The organism is Aurantiacibacter suaedae (assembly GCF_005434915.1).
Taxonomy (GTDB): Bacteria; Pseudomonadota; Alphaproteobacteria; order Sphingomonadales; family Sphingomonadaceae; genus Alteraurantiacibacter; species Alteraurantiacibacter suaedae.
In genome coordinates, this window is sequence record NZ_SKCG01000001.1 from 399,144 (window position 1) to 421,076 (window position 21,933).

At 63.7% G+C, this 21,933-nt stretch carries 18 protein-coding genes and 2 tRNA genes; 7 read left to right on the top strand and 13 right to left on the bottom strand.

Annotated elements, in window-relative coordinates:
* Positions 1 to 90: 90 nt before the first annotated feature.
* The 3 genes from E0473_RS01805 (at position 91) to E0473_RS01815 (ending at position 2,825) form a co-directional block, all read left to right on the top strand.
* Entirely contained in the window at positions 91 to 819 is a 729-nt protein-coding gene (locus E0473_RS01805) for an ImuA family protein (protein WP_137679145.1), read from the top strand.
* On the top strand, positions 725 to 2,332 hold the full coding sequence (locus E0473_RS01810; protein ID WP_137679146.1) for a DUF6504 family protein: 1,608 nt from the start codon (positions 725 to 727) through the stop codon (positions 2,330 to 2,332). Before E0473_RS01805 ends, E0473_RS01810 begins: the two co-directional genes overlap by 95 nt.
* 76 nt (positions 2,333 to 2,408) lie before the next feature.
* On the top strand, positions 2,409 to 2,825 hold the full coding sequence (locus tag E0473_RS01815; RefSeq protein WP_206663411.1) for a PRC-barrel domain containing protein: 417 nt from the start codon (positions 2,409 to 2,411) through the stop codon (positions 2,823 to 2,825).
* 56 nt (positions 2,826 to 2,881) lie between these two features.
* Here E0473_RS01815 and E0473_RS01820 read toward each other — a convergent pair whose 3' ends face one another.
* Entirely contained in the window at positions 2,882 to 3,682 is an 801-nt protein-coding gene (locus E0473_RS01820; RefSeq protein ID WP_137679148.1) for a TerC family protein, read from the bottom strand.
* Positions 3,683 to 3,921: 239 nt separating this feature from the next.
* On the opposite strand from E0473_RS01820, the gene E0473_RS01825 reads away from it, so the two are divergent.
* Together E0473_RS01825 and E0473_RS01830 are read left to right on the top strand one after the other, a co-directional pair.
* Complete coding sequence (locus E0473_RS01825) at positions 3,922 to 7,539, top strand: error-prone DNA polymerase (RefSeq protein WP_137679149.1); 3,618 nt, start codon at positions 3,922 to 3,924, stop codon at positions 7,537 to 7,539.
* 1 nt (position 7,540) lies between these two features.
* Complete coding sequence (locus tag E0473_RS01830; RefSeq protein ID WP_137679150.1) at positions 7,541 to 8,269, top strand: extensin-like domain-containing protein; 729 nt, start codon at positions 7,541 to 7,543, stop codon at positions 8,267 to 8,269.
* Between the two features lie 2 nt (positions 8,270 to 8,271).
* Here the strand turns inward: E0473_RS01830 and phoB are convergent, their stop codons facing one another.
* From phoB to recJ, 10 genes are all read right to left on the bottom strand, one after another.
* Positions 8,272 to 8,961, bottom strand: coding sequence for a phosphate regulon transcriptional regulator PhoB (gene phoB / locus E0473_RS01835; RefSeq protein WP_137679151.1), 690 nt, complete (start codon positions 8,959 to 8,961; stop codon positions 8,272 to 8,274).
* Between the two features lie 111 nt (positions 8,962 to 9,072).
* On the bottom strand, positions 9,073 to 9,741 hold the full coding sequence (gene phoU, locus E0473_RS01840; RefSeq protein ID WP_170308108.1) for a phosphate signaling complex protein PhoU: 669 nt from the start codon (positions 9,739 to 9,741) through the stop codon (positions 9,073 to 9,075).
* Entirely contained in the window at positions 9,741 to 10,532 is a 792-nt protein-coding gene (gene pstB / locus E0473_RS01845) for a phosphate ABC transporter ATP-binding protein PstB (protein WP_170308120.1), read from the bottom strand. The genes phoU and pstB overlap by 1 nt, the downstream gene beginning before the upstream one ends.
* 38 nt (positions 10,533 to 10,570) lie before the next feature.
* A complete protein-coding gene (gene pstA / locus E0473_RS01850; RefSeq protein ID WP_137679154.1) occupies positions 10,571 to 11,830 on the bottom strand; it encodes a phosphate ABC transporter permease PstA in 1,260 nt (419 codons plus the stop codon).
* Complete coding sequence (pstC, locus tag E0473_RS01855; protein ID WP_137679155.1) at positions 11,823 to 13,208, bottom strand: phosphate ABC transporter permease subunit PstC; 1,386 nt, start codon at positions 13,206 to 13,208, stop codon at positions 11,823 to 11,825. Before pstC ends, pstA begins: the two co-directional genes overlap by 8 nt.
* 18 nt (positions 13,209 to 13,226) lie before the next feature.
* Positions 13,227 to 14,255, bottom strand: coding sequence for a substrate-binding domain-containing protein (locus E0473_RS01860; protein ID WP_137679156.1), 1,029 nt, complete (start codon positions 14,253 to 14,255; stop codon positions 13,227 to 13,229).
* Positions 14,256 to 14,388: 133 nt separating this feature from the next.
* A complete protein-coding gene (locus tag E0473_RS01865; protein WP_137679157.1) occupies positions 14,389 to 15,573 on the bottom strand; it encodes a sensor histidine kinase in 1,185 nt (394 codons plus the stop codon).
* Positions 15,574 to 15,643: 70 nt separating this feature from the next.
* Positions 15,644 to 15,718: transfer RNA gene (locus E0473_RS01870), tRNA-Glu, on the bottom strand.
* Positions 15,719 to 15,749: 31 nt separating this feature from the next.
* Positions 15,750 to 15,824 (bottom strand) — tRNA-Glu (locus E0473_RS01875).
* An 83-nt stretch (positions 15,825 to 15,907) separates the two neighbouring features.
* Entirely contained in the window at positions 15,908 to 17,689 is a 1,782-nt protein-coding gene (gene recJ / locus E0473_RS01880) for a single-stranded-DNA-specific exonuclease RecJ (protein WP_137679158.1), read from the bottom strand.
* Positions 17,690 to 18,018: 329 nt separating this feature from the next.
* On the opposite strand from recJ, the gene E0473_RS01885 reads away from it, so the two are divergent.
* Positions 18,019 to 18,660: a hypothetical protein gene (locus E0473_RS01885; RefSeq protein ID WP_137679159.1), complete on the top strand. Its 642-nt coding sequence runs from the start codon at positions 18,019 to 18,021 to the stop codon at positions 18,658 to 18,660.
* Positions 18,661 to 18,724: 64 nt separating this feature from the next.
* The gene (locus E0473_RS01890) at positions 18,725 to 19,243 is read left to right on the top strand and encodes an AHH domain-containing protein (protein ID WP_277751510.1); all 519 of its coding nucleotides are present in this window, start codon (positions 18,725 to 18,727) and stop codon (positions 19,241 to 19,243) included.
* A gap of 37 nt (positions 19,244 to 19,280) precedes the next feature.
* On the opposite strand, the gene leuA is transcribed toward E0473_RS01890, so the two are convergent.
* Together leuA and E0473_RS01900 are read right to left on the bottom strand one after the other, a co-directional pair.
* The gene (leuA, locus tag E0473_RS01895; protein WP_137679161.1) at positions 19,281 to 20,978 is read right to left on the bottom strand and encodes a 2-isopropylmalate synthase; all 1,698 of its coding nucleotides are present in this window, start codon (positions 20,976 to 20,978) and stop codon (positions 19,281 to 19,283) included.
* 277 nt (positions 20,979 to 21,255) lie between these two features.
* Complete coding sequence (locus E0473_RS01900; protein WP_137679162.1) at positions 21,256 to 21,900, bottom strand: YceI family protein; 645 nt, start codon at positions 21,898 to 21,900, stop codon at positions 21,256 to 21,258.
* Positions 21,901 to 21,933: the final 33 nt, after the last annotated feature.

The window sequence follows — 21,933 nt, forward strand, 5'->3', positions numbered from 1 at the left end:
CCTTTGCCTACCAACGCCATATTCACGCGGCGGTTCCACTCTTGTCATGGCTCAGAAATAAGAACATAATAAGAACAAAGGAGTCGAATCATGGAGCTTGCCTCGCTGCCAAGGGCGGTGGAACTGGTTCATGCAGGCGCGCGCAACCCGCATTGGCATCCCGGTGTTGCCCCGGCACTGCATAGCGAAATCTTTGCCGCCTCCAGCGATGGCGGTGGCATGGGCGCGCTGCTGGCGCTGGCAGGCGCGGCCCTGCGTCAGCGCGAGCGTGGCCGGGTGGAGGAGCGGGCGCTGCTGTGGGTACAGGACAAGGCGGCCATCCGGCTGAGCGGGCGGCCCTATCCTCCCGGCCTGCCGCAAGGCTTGCGCCACCGCGTCATTCACGTTGCGGCAGATAGTGCCAAAGATGCGCTGTTTGCCTTGGAGGAGGGTCTGCGCTGTCGCGATCTGGCCTGCGTGATCGGCGAGATTGGCGGCAACCCCAAGGAGATGAGCTTCACCGCCTCGCGCCGGCTCACGCTGGCGGCGGAGCGGCATGACGTGCCGCTGTTCGTGCTCAGGCACGACGCGCGGCCCGATCTCGGCTCGGCACGGATGCGCTGGCAGGTGTGCTCGGCGCCATCGGTTCCGCCACTGTGGGATCGCGGTGCCCCCGGCCATCCGAGCTGGCATGCCGAGCTGTTCCGTGCCCGCGGGCACGCTCCGGGAGAATGGACCTTGCGCGATGATGGACACGCCCTTGGCGCCGAACGGATCGCCGCGCCGGATCATGGCGATCTGGTGCCAGACGCTGGCGCTCGATCGCTGGCGACAGGCTGAAGGCTGCGCGCCCGGAGAGGGGCCCGACGCTGCGCCGCTGGTTCTGACTATGGACACGGCCCATGGCCCCCGCATCGAAGCGGCGAACCCGGCCGCGCTGGCCGAAGGAGCCGCGCCGGGCATGATGCTGGCCGATGCGCGCACCCTGTGCCCAAGGCTCGATTTGCGCCCGGCAGACCCGGCGGGCGACCTCGCCTTTCTTGAGCGGTTCGCCGTGTGGGCGCAGCGCTGGGGACCGTGGAGCGCGCTCGACGCGCCAGAGGGTGTGCTGGTCGATGTGTCAGCGGTGGCGCACTTGTTCGGCGGCGAGGCACGCTTGCTGGCCGACGTGGTGGCTTGCTGTGCCGGGCGCGGGCTGGCCGTGCGGGTGGCCATCGCGCCCACGGCAGGGGCGGCTTGGGCGCTGGCGCACCATGGGCCGGAGCGCGCGATCCTTGCGCCGGAAGACGACCCGCTGGCGCGCCTTGCCGATCTACCCGTTGCCGCACTCAGGCTCGATCCCGATGTGCTGCTGGTGCTGCGAAGGCTCGGGCTGAAGCGGATCGGCGATCTGGTGCGGGTTGAGAGCGGCGCAGGCGACCGGGCCAGCGGACGTGATGCGCTGCGCCGCCGCTTTCGCACCCGCCATGCCGCCAGCGCCAACCCGCTGATCCGTCTCGACCAGCTTATCGGCCACGTGCCCGAGCCACTGCTGCCCGTGACCATGCCCGAGGTGCCGCTGGTGCAGCGCCGCCTGATGGAACCAATCCGCCACCGCGATCCGCTCGACACGGTAATGATCGATCTGGCGGCGGATATGGAGCGGCTGCTCGAAGGGCGGGGGGAGGGAGCACGGCGGCTCGATCTGGCTATGTGGCGCGTCGATGGCGAGGTGCTCACGCGCCGCCTCGAACTGGCTGCGGCCACTCGCGAAGCCACACATATCTGCCGTCTGTTCGCGGCAAAGCTCGACGATATCGACGCCGGGTTCGGGATCGAGATGGTGCGCCTCACCGCCAGCTGGGCGCAGCCGCTGCCGTTGGGTCAGGCCGATCTCGAAGCCGCCGCCGAGGAGCATGGCACCTCGCTTGCAGCCTGTATCGACCGGCTCAGCGTGCGGCTTGGGGCAGGGGCGGTGCGTCGTCCAGTACTGCACGCCAGCCACATTCCCGAACGCAGCCTGCGTTGGCAGGCCCCGCTGGAGCCCGAGCCGCTCCATCAGGAAGAGCTGCGCTTCCACGCCCGCCCGACAAAACTGCTCGACAAGGCGGAGGCGATTTCGGTGCTCTACGCCAGCCCAGATGGCTATCCGCGCCGGTTTCGCTGGCGCGGCGAGGTGCATGAAGTGGCGCGGGTCGAGGGGCCGGAGCGGATCGCCCCCGAATGGTGGCGCGAGCGCGGCAATGCGCGCCTGCGCGACTATTACCGCGTCGAAGATGGCTTGGGGCGGCGTTACTGGATTTACCGCAGCGGTCTTCCTGACGATGGGCGCGGCGGAATGCCCGTGTGGTTTCTCCAAGGCTTGTGCGGATAAATATGACACTTATGTGACGCACCCCCTTAGAGAAAGAACTGTCATGCAAAGCTATGTAATTAAATCTTTAATCTTCATGCCGGTCGCATTGCTGGCCGCCTGCGCCGACGAAGATACTGCGCAGGAGCGGGCAGAAGATCAGGTGGAAATGGCCGCCGAAACCAGCGCTGCCCAATCGGGCAACACCATCGTAGCGCTCGGCCTGACCGAATGGGAACTGCTCGATGGCGAACTGCGGAGCACCGACGGACGCGAACTGGCCGACGTTGCAGCGATCCGGCGCGATACAGAAGGCTCGGTCAATCGTCTGCTGGTGGAAATCGAGGATAGCAATCCCGATCGCTATGTCGAAGTGCCGATTGAGGGCCTGACCGTGCAACGCCAAGGCGACGATATCGACCTTGTTACCTCGATGACAGCCGACGACCTGATGGCTTTGCCCGAAGTCGCACTATCCGAGATGCCGGCAGCGCCCACCCCGGCAGCAACATAATACCAAGAACTGCGGCAAGGCAGATCGAAATCCGCCTTGCCGCAGACCTATCTGATTTACCCCGAGGTAGCCTTCTTTGCCCGCCGGTTGCGCTGCACCATATTGAGCAACTCCACACCGACAGAGAAGCCCATCGCCGCATAGATATAGCCCTTCGGCACGTGAACGCCGAAACCGTCGGCGATCAGCACGAGGCCGATCATTACCAGGAAGGCCAGAGCCAGCATCACCAGCGTCGGGTTTTTCTCGATGAACTTCGCCAGCGGATCGGCCGCCACCATCATGACACCCACGGTGATCACCACGGCCGTGACCATGATCGGGATCTCGTCGGTCATACCAACGGCGGTGAGGATCGAATCGACCGAGAACACCATGTCGATCGCCACGATCTGCAGGATCACCGCTCCGAAAGTAGCGGTCGCCGCGGCGGCAGCGCCGGGGGTCTTGTCCAGCAGTTCGCCCGAATTGTCTTCCGGCTCCATCGAATGATGGATTTCCTTGGTGGCCTTCCACAGCAGGAAAAGCCCGCCTGCCAGAAGGATCAGGTCACGGCCAGAGAAGGCGGTATCGAAGGTCGGCTCGCCATAGGGGCCGGGTGCACCGCGAATGCCGAGATCGAACAGCGGCGCCTGCAAGGTGACGAGCCAGCCAATCAGCATCAGCAGGCCGATCCGCATCACCAATGCCAGCGCAAGGCCGATGCGGCGCGCCCGCTGTTGCTGGTGCACGGGCAGCTTGTTCGAGAGGATGGCGATGAAGATGAGGTTGTCGATCCCGAGCACGACTTCGAGCGCAATCAGCGTAAGCAGCGCGAGCCATGCGCCGGGATCGGAAAGAAGGGCGAGGATATCCATCAATGGTCCCTGTTACTGAGGGCCGCATTGCGAAACGGCCCCTGTTGAAGCGTCCGACATCACGAGCAAATGCTCGCCAGAGGGGCCCGGTCGCCCATGCGGTTTAGCTGTGCTCAGGCCGGATGGAAAGGTTCCATGGCAGACGAATGTTGTTGGCGGCCCGATTTAAAGAACATATGTAGAACATATGTGGCCAGCTACGATCATCGAAAAGGGTGCCTGTCGAAGGGAAGGCCCCTGTGCCTGACGCTCCGCTCACACCTGGCAAGCGTCATGTAGAGGTCGACCCCGAGCTGATCGGGCAACCCCCGCGTGCCAGCTTCGTCGAGCTGGGGGTGATGAGCTGCTTCTCCTTTCTACGCGGGGCTTCCGATGCGGTCGACCTTGCGCTCACCGCGCGGGCGTTGGGCTACGATGCGCTGGGCATTGCCGATGCCAATTCGATGGCGGGCGTGGTGCGCGTGCATACCGAGGCCAAGGCGCTGAAGCTGCGCCCGGTGATCGGCTGCCGGATCGAGACGGTCGAGGGGCTGGCCTTCCTTGCCTATCCGCGAGACCGCGCCGCCTATGGGCACCTGTGCCGCCTGATCTCGGCAGGCCGGATGCAGACGCTGGACGGCGAGTGGCAGGAAAAAGGGGCCTGCGCGATTTCGCTGGCGATGCTGGCAGCTCATGCTGAGGGAGTTCACCTGATTGCCCTGCCACCGCGCGATCTGATGGCGGAGTTCACCATTGCGGTGGAGGATAATGTGGTGGCCTTTCCGGGCCGCTCACAGAGGCCGCAGAGGGATTTGGCGCGCGATCCTATCTTTGCGGACTCTGTGAGCGCAGCAAAAACCCGCCAGCTCACCGCCGCATACGTGGACCTGCTCCCGCACCTTGTCGAGCAGCTCCCCACCATGAAGCACCTTGCCGCCAGCTTCCTCTATGCCGGCGATGACATCGCAAGGATCGAGCGGCTCGACATGCTCGCCCATGCCAACGCGCTGACGATCCTTGCCACCAACGACGTTCACCATCACGCCCCCGAGCGCCGCCCGCTGCAAGACGTGATGAGCGCGATCCGCCACAAGACCACTATCGCCAAGGCAGGCCACCTGCTCCACGCCAATGCCGAGCGGCACCTGAAATCGCCCGCAGAGATGGAGCGCCTGTTCGCCCGCTGGCCTCACGCCATCGCAGCAACGCGGCAAATTGCCGATGCCTGCACCTTCGATCTGGAGCAGTTGGCATATGACTACCCTGAGGAGATCCACCCCAAAGGCCGCACCCCGCAGGAACACCTCGAAGCCGAGACATGGATAGGTGCCAAGCGGCGCTATCCACCTGAGGAATTTCCGCAAGGCGTCCCCTCGTCGGTGCGCGAGACGCTGGAGCGCGAGCTGGCGCTGATCGGCAAGCTGGGCCTCGCGCGCTATTTCCTCACCATCAAGGACATCGTCGATTTCGCCCGTAGGCAGGAGCCGCCGATCCTGTGCCAGGGGCGGGGCAGTGCGGCCAATTCAGCGGTTTGCTACGTGCTCGGCATCACCAGCGTGGACCCGGCGAAACACGCTCTGCTGTTCGACCGCTTCATCTCCGAAGAGCGTAAGGAGCCGCCCGATATCGACGTCGATTTCGAGCACGAGCGGCGCGAAGAGGTGATCCAGTATATCTACCGCAAATATGGCCGCCACCGCGCGGGGCTGTGCGCGACGGTGATCCACTACCGCCCGCGCATGGCGATCCGCGAAGTGGGCAAGGTGATGGGCCTCAGCGAAGATGTCACCTCGGCGCTGGCGCGCACGGTCTGGGGCAGCATGGGCCGCGAGGTGAGCCACCGCCACGCCGAGGAAATCGGCATGGATCTATCCGACCCGCACCTCAGGCGCGTGCTGGCGCTGACCGAGCAAATGATCGGGATGCCACGCCATCTCAGCCAGCATGTTGGCGGCTTCATCCTCACCGCTAGCCCGCTCACCGAGACGGTGCCGATCGGCAATGGCGCCATGCCCGAGCGTTCGCTCATCGAATGGGACAAGGACGATATCGACGCGCTCGGCATCCTCAAGGTCGATGTGCTGGCGCTGGGGATGCTCACCTGCATCCGCAAATGTCTCGACCTGCTGGAGGATCACCATGACCGCGCGCTCACGCTGGCGACGGTGCCGCGCGAGGACGAGGAGACCTACGCGATGCTGCGCAAGGGCGATTCGCTGGGGGTGTTTCAGGTCGAGAGCCGGGCGCAGATGAACATGCTACCCCGGCTGCGCCCGCGCGAGTTTTATGACCTTGTGATCCAGGTCGCGATCGTGCGCCCCGGCCCGATCCAGGGCGACATGGTGCATCCCTACCTGCGCCGGCGGCGCGGAGCGGAGGCGGTGGAGATACCCGCGCCGAGCCCTGAACATGGCCCGCCCGATGAACTGTCGAGCATTCTCAAGCGGACCTTGGGCGTGCCGATCTTTCAGGAGCAGGCGATGAAGATCGCGCTCGATGCGGCCAAGTTCAGCGCTCTCGAAGCGAACCGGCTGCGCAAGGCCATGGCCACCTTCCGCAGCCGGGGCATGGTCGACGAATTGCAGGATATGATGGTCGGGCGCATGATAAAACGGGGCTATAACCCGGAGTTTGCGGAGCGGTGCTTCAACCAGATCAAGGGCTTTGGCGAATATGGCTTTCCCGAAAGCCACGCGGCGAGCTTTGCGCATCTGGTTTATGTTTCGAGCTGGCTGAAGTGCCACTTCCCCGGCGCCTTTGCCTGCGCCTTGCTCAATTCGCAGCCTATGGGGTTTTACGCACCGGCGCAGATCGTTCGCGATGCGCGCGAGCATGGCGTGGTGGTGCTGCCGGTCGATGTGAACAGATCGGGATGGGATTGTACTCTGGAGGTGTTGGACGAGCGCTCACAGAACGAAAAATCCCCATCCGGCAGGCAAGACCGGCACATCGCTCTGCGCCTCGGCTTCCGCCAGCTCGACGGCCTGCCCGAACACGCCGCCGCCATGCTGGTCGCCGCGCGGCAGGCAGGCGGGGCCTTTGCCGATGTGAACGACCTGCGCGAACGCGCGCGGTTGATCCCTGCGCATATCGAAAAGCTCGCCAGTGCCGACTGTTTTGTCTCGCTCAGCCTCAGCCGTAGGCAGGCGCTGTGGGATGCACGCAGCCTCGTCTCCGCGCCAGACCTGCCGCTGTTCACCCATGCCGAAACCCGCGAGGAAGGTGCCGAACGGGGCCGGGCGGTGTTGCCCAAAATGCCGCTCAGCGAGGAAGTCGTCACTGACTACCAGACCACCCGGCTCAGCCTGAAGGCACACCCGATGAGCTTCCTGCGCGCTTCGCTGGGCGAGCGCGGGTTCGTCCGCGCCGCGGACCTGCGCGCACGCAAGAACCGCACGATGGTGCAGGTGGCGGGCGTTGTGCTGATCCGCCAGCGGCCCGGCTCGGCTAAGGGTGTCTGCTTCATCACCATCGAAGATGAGACCGGCGTCGCCAATGTGGTGGTCTGGCCCGACCTGATGGAGCGCCTTCGCCGCGTGGTTATGGGCGCGCGGCTGATGGAAGTGCGCGGCCGGGTCGAGTATGACGACGAGGTGGTCCACATCATCGCCCAGCATATCACCGACACGACGCAGGATTTGCATCTCCTCTCCGAGGATCTGCTGTCCGCTCCACTTGCGCGCGCCGATCATATCAAGGCCCCGCTGCCCAGCGGCAAGGTCAACCCGCGCGACAATCTGCGCGAAGGGGCCGACGATCCGGTCGAGCCATGGCAAGATCCCCCACCGGGCAACCGCGATTGCGGCTTTCACGGCCCCGACTTGCGCGGCCATCCGCGCGATCTTCGGATCATTCCCAAGTCCCGCGACTTTCATTGATATGGCCAGACCAAAGCGACGCAGTTCACCACGCAGACTACCAGCGCCGGGAACTTGGGCCAGCCTGCTCGCGCTGACAGCCTTTCTCTATGCGGGATGGATATGGTTGCAGGAGAACCCGCAGCATAACCCGTGGGCTCCGCTCGATCTGCGCGAGCCACGTGGCTGGGCCACCGCAGCCAAGCTCGAACTGGCGCGCGAGGATATGGACGAGTGCCGCGCCGTGCTTACCCGCAGCGAGGTAACCTTTACCGCGCTCGATCCGTCAGGAGAGGGCGAGTGCCGACGCGAAGACCGGATGACCCTGTCCGACGCGGCGCTAACCCCTGGCAGCCCGCAGATGACTTGTCCGGTCGCCATCGGCATCACCCTGTGGACACAGGACCTGGAGCCGCTCGCCACAGACATCCTCGGCTCGTCCATCGCGCGGATTGAGCAGCTCGGCACCTATTCGTGCCGCCGTATGTATGGCGCAACAACCGGCAACTGGAGCGAACACGCCACCGGCAACGCGATCGACGTGGCGGCTTTCGTGCTCGAAGATGGACGCCGCATCAGTTTACTGGGCGACTGGGAGGAAGAGGGCGAGCGCGGAGAGTTCCTACGCGCTGCACGCACAGCTGCCTGCGAAAGCTTCGGCACCGTGCTATCGCCCGATTACAACGCCGCCCACGCCGATCATTTCCATCTCGATCAGGGTCGCCCGCCCATGATGGGCGCCTGCCGCTAGCCTCAGACCGGCTCGAGCGCGTAACCGGCCGAGCGCACGGTGCGGATCGGATCGCGCGCATTGTCGAGCGCGATCGCCTTGCGCAGACGGCGGATATGCACGTCGACGGTGCGCTCCTCGATCTCGCTGCCCGTGCCCCAGACCGCATCCAGCAACTGGCTGCGCGAGAACACGCGGCGCGGGTGCTCCATGAAGAACTTGAGCAAGCGATATTCGGTGGGGCCGATCTGCAAGGCGCGCCCGCGCCGCTCCACTCGGTGCGCTACTGGGTCGAGCTTGATGTCGCCCGTCTCGATGGTCTCGCCCGCCAGTGCCGGACGCACACGGCGCAGCACGGCAGAAACGCGCGCCAACAATTCGCGCGGCGAGAACGGCTTGGTCACATAATCGTCAGCACCCGTTTCAAGCCCGCGCACACGATCATCCTCGGCCTCGCGCGCGGTGAGCATAATGATAGGAACGTGCGCGGTCGCTTTGTCGCGGCGCAGGCGGCGGCAGACCTCGATGCCGCTGGTGCCCTCGATCATCCAGTCGAGCAGAACCAGATCGGGCGTATCCTCGGATGCCATGACCAGCGCCTCGTCACCGTCAGCGCTGGTACGCACCTCGTATCCCTCGCTGGCGAAGCGGTATTCGAGCAGTTCGGCGAGCGCCGTATCGTCTTCGACCAGCAGCAGTTTGGGAGCGGACATAATGCGAAACCTCATGGACGGCCGCACAAGCGCGGGCCGCTGTCACGCAGTTATGGCATTTTTCCGACAGATTTGTGACAATAAGACACAACGCTGACGTGAGATTGCCGCTTAGCGCTCGATATCCTGCGGATAAGTGCCGACGGCGGCAAAGTGCACCATTTCGGCCACATTGGTCGCATGGTCGCCGATCCGCTCGATATTGCGGGCCACGAATAGCAGCTGCGCCGCGCTCGAAATGGTGGCAGGATTCTCGACCATATAGCTGACGTAATTGCGGAAGATGCTGTCGTAGAAAGCATCGACCTTGGCGTCGGCCTCAATCACGTCGCGCGCCACGATTGGGTCACGCGCAGCATAGGCGGTGAGCACGTCATGCACCATCTCGATGGCAACCTCAGCCATCGCAGGCAGCAGCGTCAGCGGCTCGAACCGGGCACGACCTTCGATGCGGCCGGTGCGCTTGGCGATGTTCTTCGCATAGTCACCGATGCGCTCGATCACGCCGCCGATCTTCAGAGCGGCGATGATCTCGCGCAGGTCGTCAGCCATCGGCGCGCGCAGGGCGAGCATCCGCACGGCCATCGCATCGACCTCTGCCTCAAGCGTGTCGAGCTTCTTGTCCCGCTCCACCACCTCGGCGGCGAGAACCTCGTCGCCATTGAGCATGGCCTCCATCGCCTGATGGATTGCCAGTTCGGCCAGACCGCCCATTTCGGCGATCAGCCCGCGCAGACGGGTAATGTCCTCGTCGAAGGCCTTGACGGTATGTTCGCTCATCAGCCGTAGCGTCCCGTGATGTAGTCCTTGGTCCGCTCTTCCGCCGGGTTGGTGAAGACGTCGGACGTCAGACCGTATTCGACCAGATGGCCGAGGTGAAAAAAGGCAGTTCGCTGCGATACGCGCGCAGCTTGCTGCATCGAATGGGTAACGATTACGATAGCATAGTTGCCGCGCAGATCATCGATAAGTTCCTCGATTTTGGCGGTAGCGATCGGGTCAAGCGCGCTGCATGGCTCGTCCATGAGGATAACCTCTGGCTCCACCGCGATGGCGCGCGCGATGCACAGGCGCTGCTGCTGGCCACCCGAAAGCGCTGTGCCGGTATCGGTCAGCCGGTCTTTGACTTCGTTCCACAGGCCTGCGCGCTGGAGGCTCTTTTCCACGATCACATCGAGATCGGCTTTGTTATCCGCGAGCCCATGGATGCGCGGGCCATAGGCGATGTTCTCGTAAATCGACTTGGGGAAGGGGTTGGGCTTCTGGAACACCATGCCCACGCGTGCCCGCAGCTGCACCACGTCCATCCCGCTGTCGTAGATGTCCTCGCCATCGAGCGCGATCTGTCCGGTGACGCGCGCGGAGGCGATGGTATCGTTCATGCGGTTTAGCGAGCGCAGGAAGGTCGACTTGCCGCAGCCCGAAGGGCCGATGAAGGCGGTCACATATTCGCTGAACACGTCGATCGACACCGAATCGATCGCCTGCTTGTCACCATAGTAGACCGACACGTCGCGCGCGGTCATCTTGGCCGGGCCGTGATCGGCGCGCTCGGCGTCGATTGAGGGCATGGCCGCGCGGATTTTCGGGGCTTCCGTATATTCGGTCATCACCATTTCTTCTCGAAGCGGTTGCGCAGGTAAATGGCGAGGCCATTCATCAGCAGGAGGAACACGAGCAGGACGATAATAGCCGCGCTGGTCCTTTCCACAAACCCGCGGTCGATTTCGTCCGACCACAGGAAGATCTGCATCGGCAGAACGGTGGCGTTGTCAGTGAACCCGTCGGGCGGGGTGGCAACGAAAGCGCGCATACCGATTAGCAGCAAGGGCGCAGTTTCGCCCAAGGCGCGAGCCATGCCGATGATGGTGCCGGTCAGGATGCCGGGCAGCGCCAGTGGCAGCACATGGTGGAACACCACCTGAATCGGAGAGGCACCAATTGCCAGAGCCCCGGCGCGGATCGAAGGGGGTACGGCCTTGATCGCATTGCGGCCAGAAATGACGATCACCGGCATCGTCATCAGCGCCAGCGTCAGGCCGCCGATCAGCGGGGCGGAGCGAAAGCCAGGAAAAATCGCGAGGAAGACTGCAAGGCCAAGCAAACCGAAAATGATCGAAGGCACGGCGGCCAGATTGTTGATCGAGACTTCGATAATGTCGGTCCAGCGATTTTTGGGCGCATATTCTTCAAGGTAAAGCGCCGCCAGCACCCCGATGGGGAAGGCGAGGGCGAGCGTGACGATCATTGTCAGGATCGAGCCTTTGAGCGCAGCCCAGATACCGGCAAGCTGCGGATCGGTCGCGTCAGAGCGGGCCAGAAAGCCGACATCGAAGCGTTCCGCCAGCTTGCCCTCGGCGGCGAGTTGTTGCGCCAGCGGTTGCAGCTGAACCTGTCCGTCGCCCGCGTAAGCTGAGGCAAGCGAGTTGCTGGCCGGCAGCCACACCTGGGTCGACCGATTGAGGATGCCGGGATCATCGATGATGCGTTCGGCAACAGAGCGCCAGGCATCGGTGTTCAGTTCCTCGGCGGCGTCCTCGCCAAGGCTCTGCTCGGCCGAGAAGGAAACCACCTCGGGCAAGCCCTGGCTTTCGAGCGCGCGGATCTGCACCGCGTCGCTATCGGCAGTTGGATCAAGCGAGAGCGCCGCGCTGGAGAGATCGATGTCCACCCGCAGTTCGGCGCGCTGAAAGCCGCCAAGACCGTTAAGCGTCATCGTCACCAGCAGGAACAACAGCATGGCAATGGAAAAGCCCACCGCGGCCATGCCAAGGTACTTGAAGCGACGCTCTGCAGCGTAACGCTTCTGCAACCGCGCGGCAAAGGCTGGGGTGCGGGTAGGGCCGAGGGGTTCGGTGCTGTTATTCATAGGCTTCACGGAACCTCTTCACCACGCGCAGAGCTATGAAGTTGAGCGCCAGTGTGACCAGAAACAGCACGAAACCAAGCGCGAATGCCGCCAGAGTGGTCGGATGATCGAAACTGCCTTCACCGGTTAGCAGGGCGACGATCTGCACCGTGACGGTGGTCATCGCCTCCAGCGGATTTGCGGTAAGGTTGGCGGCAGTCGATGCGGCCATCACCACGATCATGGTTTCGCCAATGGCGCGGCTGACCGCCAGCATGACGCCGGCGACAATGCCGGGAAGCGCTGCGGGAACGAGCACGCGGCGGATGGTCTCGTTTTTGGTAGCTCCCATCGCCAGACTGCCATCGCGCATGGCAGAAGGCACAGCGGCGATGGAATCGTCAGCCATCGAAGACACGAACGGAATAATCATCACGCCCATCACAAGGCCGGCTGACAGCGCGCTCTCACTCGAAGGATTCGACACTCCGATCGCCATCGCCACATCGCGAATGGCTGGGCCGATGGTGAGCGCGGCGAAGTAGCCATAAACCACGGTCGGCACGCCTGCGAGAATCTCAAGCGCTGGCTTGGCCCAGGCGCGGAAGCGCGGGTTTGCATACTGGGTGAGGTAGATCGCGCTCATCATGCCGATGGGGATCGCCACAATCATCGCGATAATCGCGCCAATGAACAGCGTGCCCCAGAACAGCGGCACCGCGCCATAACGGCTGGGGTCGATAGTCTCGACCGCGCTCATGGGGTCGGGGTTCCACTGGAGGCCGAACAGGAAATCCAGCGGTGAAACCATGCCGAAGAAGCGCCAGGTTTCGAACACAAGCGTCGCGAAGATCCCCAGCGTGGTGAAGATCGCAACCAGCGAGAAAGCCAGCAGCACGCCCATCACCATGCGTTCGACATGGTTGCGCGCGGCAAGATCGGGCTTCAGGCGCAGGTAGACGTAAACCGCTGAGGCACCCGCTATCAACAGCGCAATTGCCACGCCGATGAAGGTGTAGAACTGGCTCGACGCGGCATAGACATCGGCCAGGCCGCGGGCCTCGTCGTAGAAGTTCGGTCCGCCCGGATTGTTGGCAAGATTGCGAGCTTCGGCAAGGATCGCCATGCGCTGCTGGCCGAAGGCGGGAAGGCCCTGCGCAGCCGGGCTGTCCAGCACGTCGGCCATGATGAGCTGCGCCGAGATCGGCTCCCACGCCAGCAGGAACAGCGCCATCGGCACCGCCACCCATATCGCCGCATACCAGCCAAAATGCGATGGCAGCGCGGCATGGCGCTTGGCCGTGCTGTTCGCGCGGAAGGTTTGCGCCCGCGCCCGCGCAAAAAGCCAGGCGGCCAGGCCAAGGCCAAGAGCAAGCAGAATCGGCAAGGCGGGCGACATGGGGTGCGCTTCTTCCGGTTACTGGAAATCAGCGGTGGTAAGGGCGGGGCGGCTGGAGATTGCCGCGTCCATCTCCGCCATCTTTTCGGGCGGATTGGCCACCAGGCCAACCTTGGCTAGCGGGCCGTCAGCCGTCCAGCTCTCGCGCCAGACCTGAAGGTATTCGACCAAACCAGGAATCGCTCCGACATGGTCGTTCTTCACGTAGACGTAAAGCGGCCGCGCGCCGGGATAGGTGAAGCTGGCGATGTTGTCATAAGTCGGCTCGACGCCGTTCATCGTCAGGCCCTGCAACTTGTCGAGGTTTTCTTCGAGATAGGAATAGCCGAACACACCGATGGTGTTGGGGTTGCTCTCGATCTTCTGCACGATCAGGTTGTCCTGCTCACCCTGCTCGACGAAAGCGCCGTCGGCGCGCACTTCCGTGCAGATGCGATCCTCATCTTCTTCGCTCAAACCTTCGGGCAGTGGGCCAGCCTCGCAGCCGACCGTGAGCACCAGTTCTTTCAACGCATCGCGCGTGCCCGACGTGGAGGGCGGACCATAGACGAGGATCGGCAGATCGGGCAGCGAGGGATCGATATCGGACCAGTTTTCCGCTGTCTGCTCGCCGCCATAAGGGTTTGCCGCAAGCGCACGATAGACAATCTCTGGCGTGAGATCGATCGTGATCCCATCACGCGACGAGGCAAAGGCGATGCCGTCCAAGCCAACCTGGATCTCGGTAATCGCGTTGACGCCGTTGGCAGCGCAGGTTTCGAACTCGCTCTTCTTCATCCGGCGTGAGGCGTTGGCGAAATCGGGCGTATCGGGGCCGACGCCGCTACAGAACAGCGCAATGCCCGCGCCAGAGCCAATCGCCTCGATCACGGGCGACGAATATTCGGGATAGGACCGGGCGAACGTTTCGGCCACCACCTTGGCAAAGGGATAGACGGTGGACGATCCCACCGCGCGAATCCCGGTGCGGCCTTCGCCGGCATCGCCGCACGAGGAAAGCAGGGCGCTGGCCGCTGCAAGTAGGATGAGGGCAGGTCTGGCGTGCATGGGCAATTCCAATTCCTTCCGAGCGCGACTTAAGTCAGCCAGGTTACGCGATGGCTACAGCCAAGGTCGGCTGGCAAAGCAACCCCTGATTTCGCGACTCTTGGGGACTGTCTTCCAAGAACCGCGTTCGTGCCTAGTCTTCCGTGACCAGCGGGAGCTTCACTTCCACGCTCGTTCCCTTGTTGAGCTTGCTGCTTATGTCGAGCCGACCGCGGTGCCGTTCGACGATGTGCTTCACGATGGCAAGGCCGAGTCCAGTGCCGCCTTGCGCGCGGCTGCGCCCTGGATCGGTGCGGTAGAAGCGGCGGGTGAGGTGCGGGATATGCTCGGGCGCAATGCCTTCGCCTTCGTCGCGCACGGTGAATACGGCCATCTCGCGCGTGCCATGGTCTAGCGTGACGGTGACCGGTTTATCCTGCCCGCCATATTTCATCGCATTGTCCACGAGATTGCGCACGAGCTGTTCGAGCTGGCGCGAATCGCCGCGCACGGGAAACGTCCCTTCGGAGATATTGCAGACCAAACGTTCGATTCGATTGGGGCCGGCCCCGTCGCGAGCTGCCTGGAGAATGATCGGGCGCAGATCGATCTTCTCGCGCGGATGATCATGCTTTTCCGCTTCCACACGGCTCAGGCTCATCAGATCGTCGACCAGCGCCTGCAACCGCCGCGCCTCACGCAGGACGGTGCCGTAAAACTTGCTCGCCTGCTTCGGATCGACGCGTTCGCCTTCGTCTTCCAGCGTTTCCATATAGCCGATGATCGAGGCGAGCGGCGTACGCAGCTCGTGGCTGGCATTGGCGACGAAATCGGTATGCGCGCGGCTGACATCGGCTTCGGCAGTGCGGTTGACCAGTTCGATCAGACAATAGCGTTCGTCGATCGGCTGGCGCGTCATCTGCCAGCTCGATCTTGGCCCGGTGAGCCCCTGCACCGTGGCCGAGCCGCCTCTGGGCCGGGCAAGCAGGTCGACCGCTGCCGGATGACGCAGAGCCACCCGCGCGTCCTGTCCGACCACATGGGCACCGATAGCCTCTCGCGCGGCGGCGTTGGCCGAGATGATTCGGTTGCCGTCGAGCATCAGCACCGGCAGGCCCGAATGTTCGATCATGTCGCGCATACCCGAGCGGGTCATTTTGACGCTATCGGGTTCCTGCATACGCGGAGGCGGGGGCGGTGGAGCAAGCAGCCACAACGAGCCGATCCACACCACACAGGCCCCGCCGACGAGCCAGAAATCCATCCCCGCAGCGACAAGCACGGCGCCGGTTATCAGCGCAAGTGCGATTCCAGAAAATGGTAGCGGGCGTTCTCCCATGCCGGGTGCAACAGCATAAGGTGGGCGGCTTGGCTAGGGAGAAGTTGGCGGGAGCCGGGATAAGTCCGGCTGGTGACCCCTACGGGAATCGAACCCGTGTTTCAGCCGTGAGAGGGCCGCGTCCTGACCGCTAGACGAAGGGGCCTTGTGAGCCATGTGGTAAAGCCGCCTCGCGCTGGTGACCCCTACGGGAATCGAACCCGTGTTTCAGCCGTGAAAGGGCCGCGTCCTAACCGCTAGACGAAGGGGCCATGCGCGAGGCGAGGGGCGCAATTAGGAGGGGTTTGGATTCGGGTCAAGCCCTCATTGCAACTGTTGTAAAAGAGAGTTCGCATCAGTCGGCCCAGGCCGCATCTTCCAGATGCAGTTCGGCTGCCGGTCGGCTGCCCCAATCGTCGATCTTGGCGCGGCCAGCCAGGTGCAACAAACGCCCCTTCGCCCCGTGCAGCAGAGCCTGCCCCATAGGGCTTTCGGCGGCGCGAAAGGCGATACCCTTGAACGAGGCGCCATCCTGCCCGGCCGCGATCACGCGCAGATGATCGGTCCCGACAACGTCGGCTTTGACGAGCCTGACCGGACCCACGGCCACGCGCGGGCCGGGCCAGCCCATGCCATAGGGCCCTGCTGCGTCGAGCGAAGTGACAAGATCGGGAACCAGCCCGCCCGGCGCGACCGCGAGATCAAGCAGCATGGTCTGCTCGGCACTGGCACGGGCAACCGGCGTGGCCAGGCGTTCGTCGAGCCAATCGGCGAACTGCTCGAGCTTATCCCCGGCCACGGTGAAACCCGCCGCCATCGCGTGACCACCACCGGCAATGAGCAAACCCTCGGCTCGGGCGGCGATGATTGCCGCACCAAGATCTACGCCCTGAATAGAGCGGCCAGAGCCTTTGCCTTCTCCAGTTTCCGAATCGATCGCCACGGCGAGGGCGGGGCGGCCATATTTCTCCTTCAACCGCCCCGCGACAATCCCGATCACGCCGGGATGCCACCCGCGGCCCGCAACCGTTATCACCGCGCGGTTGTGCTGTGCCGCGATCTGCGCCTCGGCCTCTTCCTGCACGGCCGCCTCGATGGCGCGGCGCTCCTCGTTGAGCTGGGAGAGCTGGGCCGCGATCTGGCGCGCTTCCTCCGGGTCTTCGGTGGTCAGCAGACGCACGCCGAGCGTCGATTCGCCCACACGCCCGCCGGCATTGATTCGCGGGCCCAGAGCGAAGCCGCAATCGCTGGCCTGCGGGGCGGCCTTTAGCCGGCTGGCGTCGATCAGCGCCGCCATGCCGGTGTTTGCTCGCTTGGCCATCACCTTGAGCCCCTGCGCGACGAACGCACGGTTGAGCCCGCGAATCGCGGCCACATCCGCCACGGTGCCCAGCGCCACCAGATCGAGCAGGCCCATCAAATCGGGCTCGGGCCGGTCTTTGAAGTAGCCACTCGTGCGCAATCGGCGGACCAGCGCCACCGCGAGCACGAAAGCGACACCGACCGCGGCCAAATGCCCGTGCGCGGCGGCCTCGTCATCCTCGTCGAGCCGGTTGGGGTTCACCAGAGCAAGAGCGCGGGGCAACTCGGGCGCGCACTTGTGGTGATCGACCACGATCACGTCGATCCCGGCCTCGTGAGCTTCTGCCAGCGCGTCGAATGCCATCGCTCCGCAATCGACCGTCACGACCAGGCTGGACCCTGCGCGGCCAAGCTCGACCAGCGCCGCGCCACTCGGGCCATAGCCTTCGAGCAGACGATCCGGGATATAGTGCCCAGCCTCCAGGCCCAGCTGGCGCAGCAAGCGGATCAGCAGCGCCGAGCTTGTCGCGCCATCGACGTCGTAGTCACCGTAAATCGTTACCTGTTCCTGTGCGATCACAGCTTCGGCCAGACGCTCGGCCGCGCGGTCCATGTCACGAAAGATCGACGGATCGGGCAAGAAGGCGCGCAGGCTCGGCTGGCGATGCCTATCGAGGTCGTCGGGAGCAACGCCGCGTGATAGAAGCAACTGGGTGACGATGTCGTTGCTCAGCGCGTCGGCAGGCGAGGCCAGAGCCATATTGCCGCCGCGCCACAGCCAGCGCTTGCCGGACAGCGACCGATCGACACCGAGGACAGAAGCGCGATTGTGCATGACAGCTGCGCTAAGCCAAGCGGGCGCATTACGGAAGGCAGCCCCATCGCCCGTCTACAGATTTACCCGAGCTACGTCCGGAAAGGTTTGTGAACATTTCGGTTGTATCGGGTGGACTGACGAAATTGCATCTTTGCGTTTCGGGTTCGAAATGACGATGCTCTTGGTCAGGAAACGAGCGGGAAAAGAAGGAGATAGAGGCTATCGCCAGCGCCGGGAACACGCCTTCTCGGGCAGATCAACCTGCCGTCTCGCTGGTCTTCGTCCCCGGCGCGAGACCCGACGCGCCTGCAATCAGGGCTTTGGCAAAGAGCAACGGCAAGTTTGCGATGAGCGTCGCTTCTGAAGAAAGGTCGCATGAAGAAGAGCATTGGGCCGAACTGCTCGCCAACGGGCTAACCTTCGACGTGACCGGTCTAAGTCCCGGCCCGGCCCGCGTCCACCCCGAACGCTACCATCTGCTAGGCCTTGCCGAAGCCGAAGACTTCTCAACCAGCGAAGCCATCACCATCACGCCGGGACCGCACCTTGCAGGCGGCAGGACAATGCTGCCGGTTTTGCGGAGCCTTGCCCTGCTCGGGGCCATGCTGGCAGAGTTGCCTCAGGTTCATGCCGTCGTCTGGCACGCCGCCGGCGCCTGGAGCGAGCCGGGCTACTTTCGCTCCGTCATTCTGCGCTGGATCGCCGGCGGCCCGTTTCCCAGCCTCGGCCTCACGGCTATTGCTCCTACAAGGGAAGGCGGTCTCAAGAGCGACGGACTGGAGATTTTCATCGGGCAGGAGCTGGTGCTTGGGCCTGATCTTGCGCGTGACAAGGCAGAAGGGACCAAGGTGGCGATCCGCCTGATGAATTGGCTGGCCGAGAGCGGCCGCATTACTGAGAGCACCTCGATGATGGGACCTGCGGGCGAGACATTGCGCCTGGTTCCGGAACAAAATCAGCGAATTGTTAAGGTTACCGCGTCTTTCTGACGACGTGGGAACAAGTCGCAAAATCAGCGCTGCCGCTGTGGCAGGCGTTAGGCCTGTCGTGCCGGTGTGGGCGCGGCGGCATCTGCCTTTTCGTTCGGTCAACCGGCGCGACGCTCCCGGATTTGCGCCGCAGATGCAGCGCCACCACCTGCTGCCGCGTCAATTGCTTTGCGAGCCGAGCTTTGCCCGCCTGATCGAAGCGCTCGGGCGCGAGCGGCTGGGGTATGACGACTTTCGCCGCAACGGCCTGCTGCTGCCCGCCACCGAGGATGCAGCGTTAAGCGCAGGCCTGCCGCTGCACCGCGGGCCGCACAGGGCCTACAACGGACTGGTGATGGAACGGTTCGGACAGATCGAAGGCCGCTGGGCGCACCTGCGCCGACGCGCACCGGAGGTCGCACTCGACGAAGCTCTGATGCGGCTAGATCTGCTGCGCAATGCGCTCCGGCGAAAGTTGCTCGAGGGCGGGGAGCGGCCGTACCGGCTCAACCGGCACGACCCGCTCGGCAAGGGCTTCGACTTCACCGAACTCGATGCGATGGCCGAAGCGCTTTGGGCAAGCAGCAGCTGGATGCGGCACTAGGCGCGCCACATCTACAACGAGCGCCACTGTGCCGTTATCAGGCCTTGCCCATTCCCGGCCCATGGTGCGCGGAATTGGCCGCCGAGAGGATCGCGCGCACGCTGGCCGTCGCCACGTCCTCGTCGATGCCTACGCCCCAGACAATACGTCCATCGGGCAGCGCACATTCGAGATAGGCCGCCGCCCGCGCGTCGCTGCCTTTGCCCATCGCGTGCTCGGTGTAGTCGAGAACGTCGAGTTCAAGGCCATAGGCATCGCGAATCGTTGCCAACACCGAGGAAACCAGCCCCTTGCCGCGTCCCGAAATGCGCTGCGGCTCGCCGTCGACCTCGACGGTGCCGGTAAAGATACGCGTGCCGTCGCCAGCGCGGCTTTCCTCGTAGTCGACCAGACGGAAGTGGCGCGGCTCGACCTTCACGTAGTAAGCCTTGCGGAAACAGGTCCAGATGTCTTCAGCGTTGAGTTCGCGGCCCATATCGTCGGCCATCTGTTGCACGTGCTTCGAGAAATCGGCTTGCAAGCGCTTTGGCAGCTTGAGCCCCTGACCCTGTTCGAGCACCCAGGCAAAGCCGCCTTTGCCGCTTTGCGAGTTAACGCGGATTACCGCCTCATAGCTGCGGCCGAGGTCCGCCGGATCGATTGGCAGATAGGGCACGCGCCAATGTTCGTTGTTCTGCGTCGAATGGGCCTCGAAACCCTTCTTGATTGCGTCCTGATGGCTGCCCGAAAAGGCGGTGAACACCAGCTCGCCGCCATAGGGATGGCGCGGATGGACCGGCAGCTGGTTACAGTATTCAACCGTCTCGATCACTTTGTCGATGTCCGAAAAGTCGAGCCCCGGATCGACCCCTTGCGTGTACATGTTCATCGCCACGGTGACGAGGCAGCAGTTGCCGGTGCGCTCGCCATTGCCGAACAGGCAGCCCTCGACACGGTCGGCACCCGCCATCATGCCAAGCTCCGCCGCCGCGACGCCGGTGCCCCGGTCGTTATGCGTGTGCAGGGAGATCACCGCCGCTTCGCGGTTTGGAAGATTGCGGCAGAAATATTCGATCTGGTCGGCATAGATATTGGGCGTCGCCGCCTCTACCGTGGCTGGCAGGTTGAGGATGATCGGCCAGTCCTTGGTCGGTCCGACCACGTTCATCACTGCCTCGCAAACCTCGAGGCTGAAGTCGAGTTCGGCGGTCGAGAAGGTCTCGGGCGAATATTCGAAATGCCACTTGGTATCGGGCTGTTTCGCTGCCTCGTCGACCAGCATCTGCGCGCCCTTGATCGCGATCGCCTTCACGTCCTCGCGGCTCATCCGGAACACAATATCGCGCCAAGCGGGGCTTACCGCGTTATAGAGATGGACAATCGCCTCGCGTGCGCCCTGCAAGCTTTCAAAGCTGCGGCGGATCAGGTCTTCGCGGCTCTGCGTGAGGACCTGAATCACCACGTCCTCGGGGATGCGATCTGCCTTGATCAGGCCGGTGATGAAGTCGAACTCGGTCGCGCCGGCGGCGGGGAAGCCGACCTCGATCTCCTTCACGCCCACTTCGCACAAGAGGTCGAAGAAGCGGTTCTTCTTAACTGCGTCCATTGGATCGATGATCGACTGGTTGCCATCGCGCAGATCGGTGCTGAGCCATCGCGGCGGCGCGGTGATCGTGCGGCTGGGCCACTGGCGTTCCGTCAACGGAACCTGCGGGAAGGGCTGGTACTTGCGGGAAGGGTCTTTGAGCATCGGCATGGTGGAATTCGCCTTATCGCCTGACGCGCGCACGGCAAGACCGCGCGCTGCTGTTTCTTTACGAAGCTGGAAGGGCCCTTAGGCGGGTTCCTGCCACGCGGGCAGGATAAATGGCGCGCCTAAGGGCGCGTAAGTCGAAGCAGCGAAAGAAGCTCGCGGGTGCTCATAGGCACGTTATATGCGGGCAGGAGCGCCGAATGTCCAGCCCCGCCGCCCAACGCAAGAAGCGCGCGAGGCATGGCCCCGCGCGCTCCTGTTGTGAGTTTTGAGGTGAGGCTTACTTCTCGAAGGCAACCGAGATTTCGAGATCGACCTCGTCGCTGATGCCGAAGGGGATACCCCATGCAAGGTTCCAGTCCGACCGCTTGATGGTGGTCGTGCCGTGGAAGCCGAGCGTTTCCTTCTGGCTCATGGCGTTCGTGCCCATGCCGGAAAGCTCGGCCTGAATGGTCACAGGCTTGGTCACACCGTTGAAGGTGAGATCGCCCATGATGTGCGCGGTGGTGTCGCCGGTCTTGTGGACGGCGGTCGACACGAAGCGGGCAGCCTCAGGTTCAGGGCCGAAGAAGTCGGGATCGCCGCCGTCCTTGCCAGGGCGCAGCAGGTGGTCTTTCAGGCCTTCGCTCGGCACGGTGACCGCAGCGATCGGAATGGTCACGTCAAGCGCGGCAGCCTCGACATTGGCCGGATCGATCGACAGCGTGCCTTCAACATCACCGAAGATGCCGAAATAGTCGTTGAATCCGAGGTGGCTGATCTCCCACACGACCAGCGAGTGCGCCGGATCGGTGGCATAGTCGCCCGCGTCGACCGCAGCGAGGTCGATCGCGCCGGGTGCAGGGGCGTCCTGAGCGTTAAGCGTGCCAAGGGCGAGGGTGGCCATGCCAGCGGCGGCCACAGTGGCGAGAAGGGTCTTGCGCATTCGAGATCTCCCGTTTCGAAAAGGCTGAGGGAA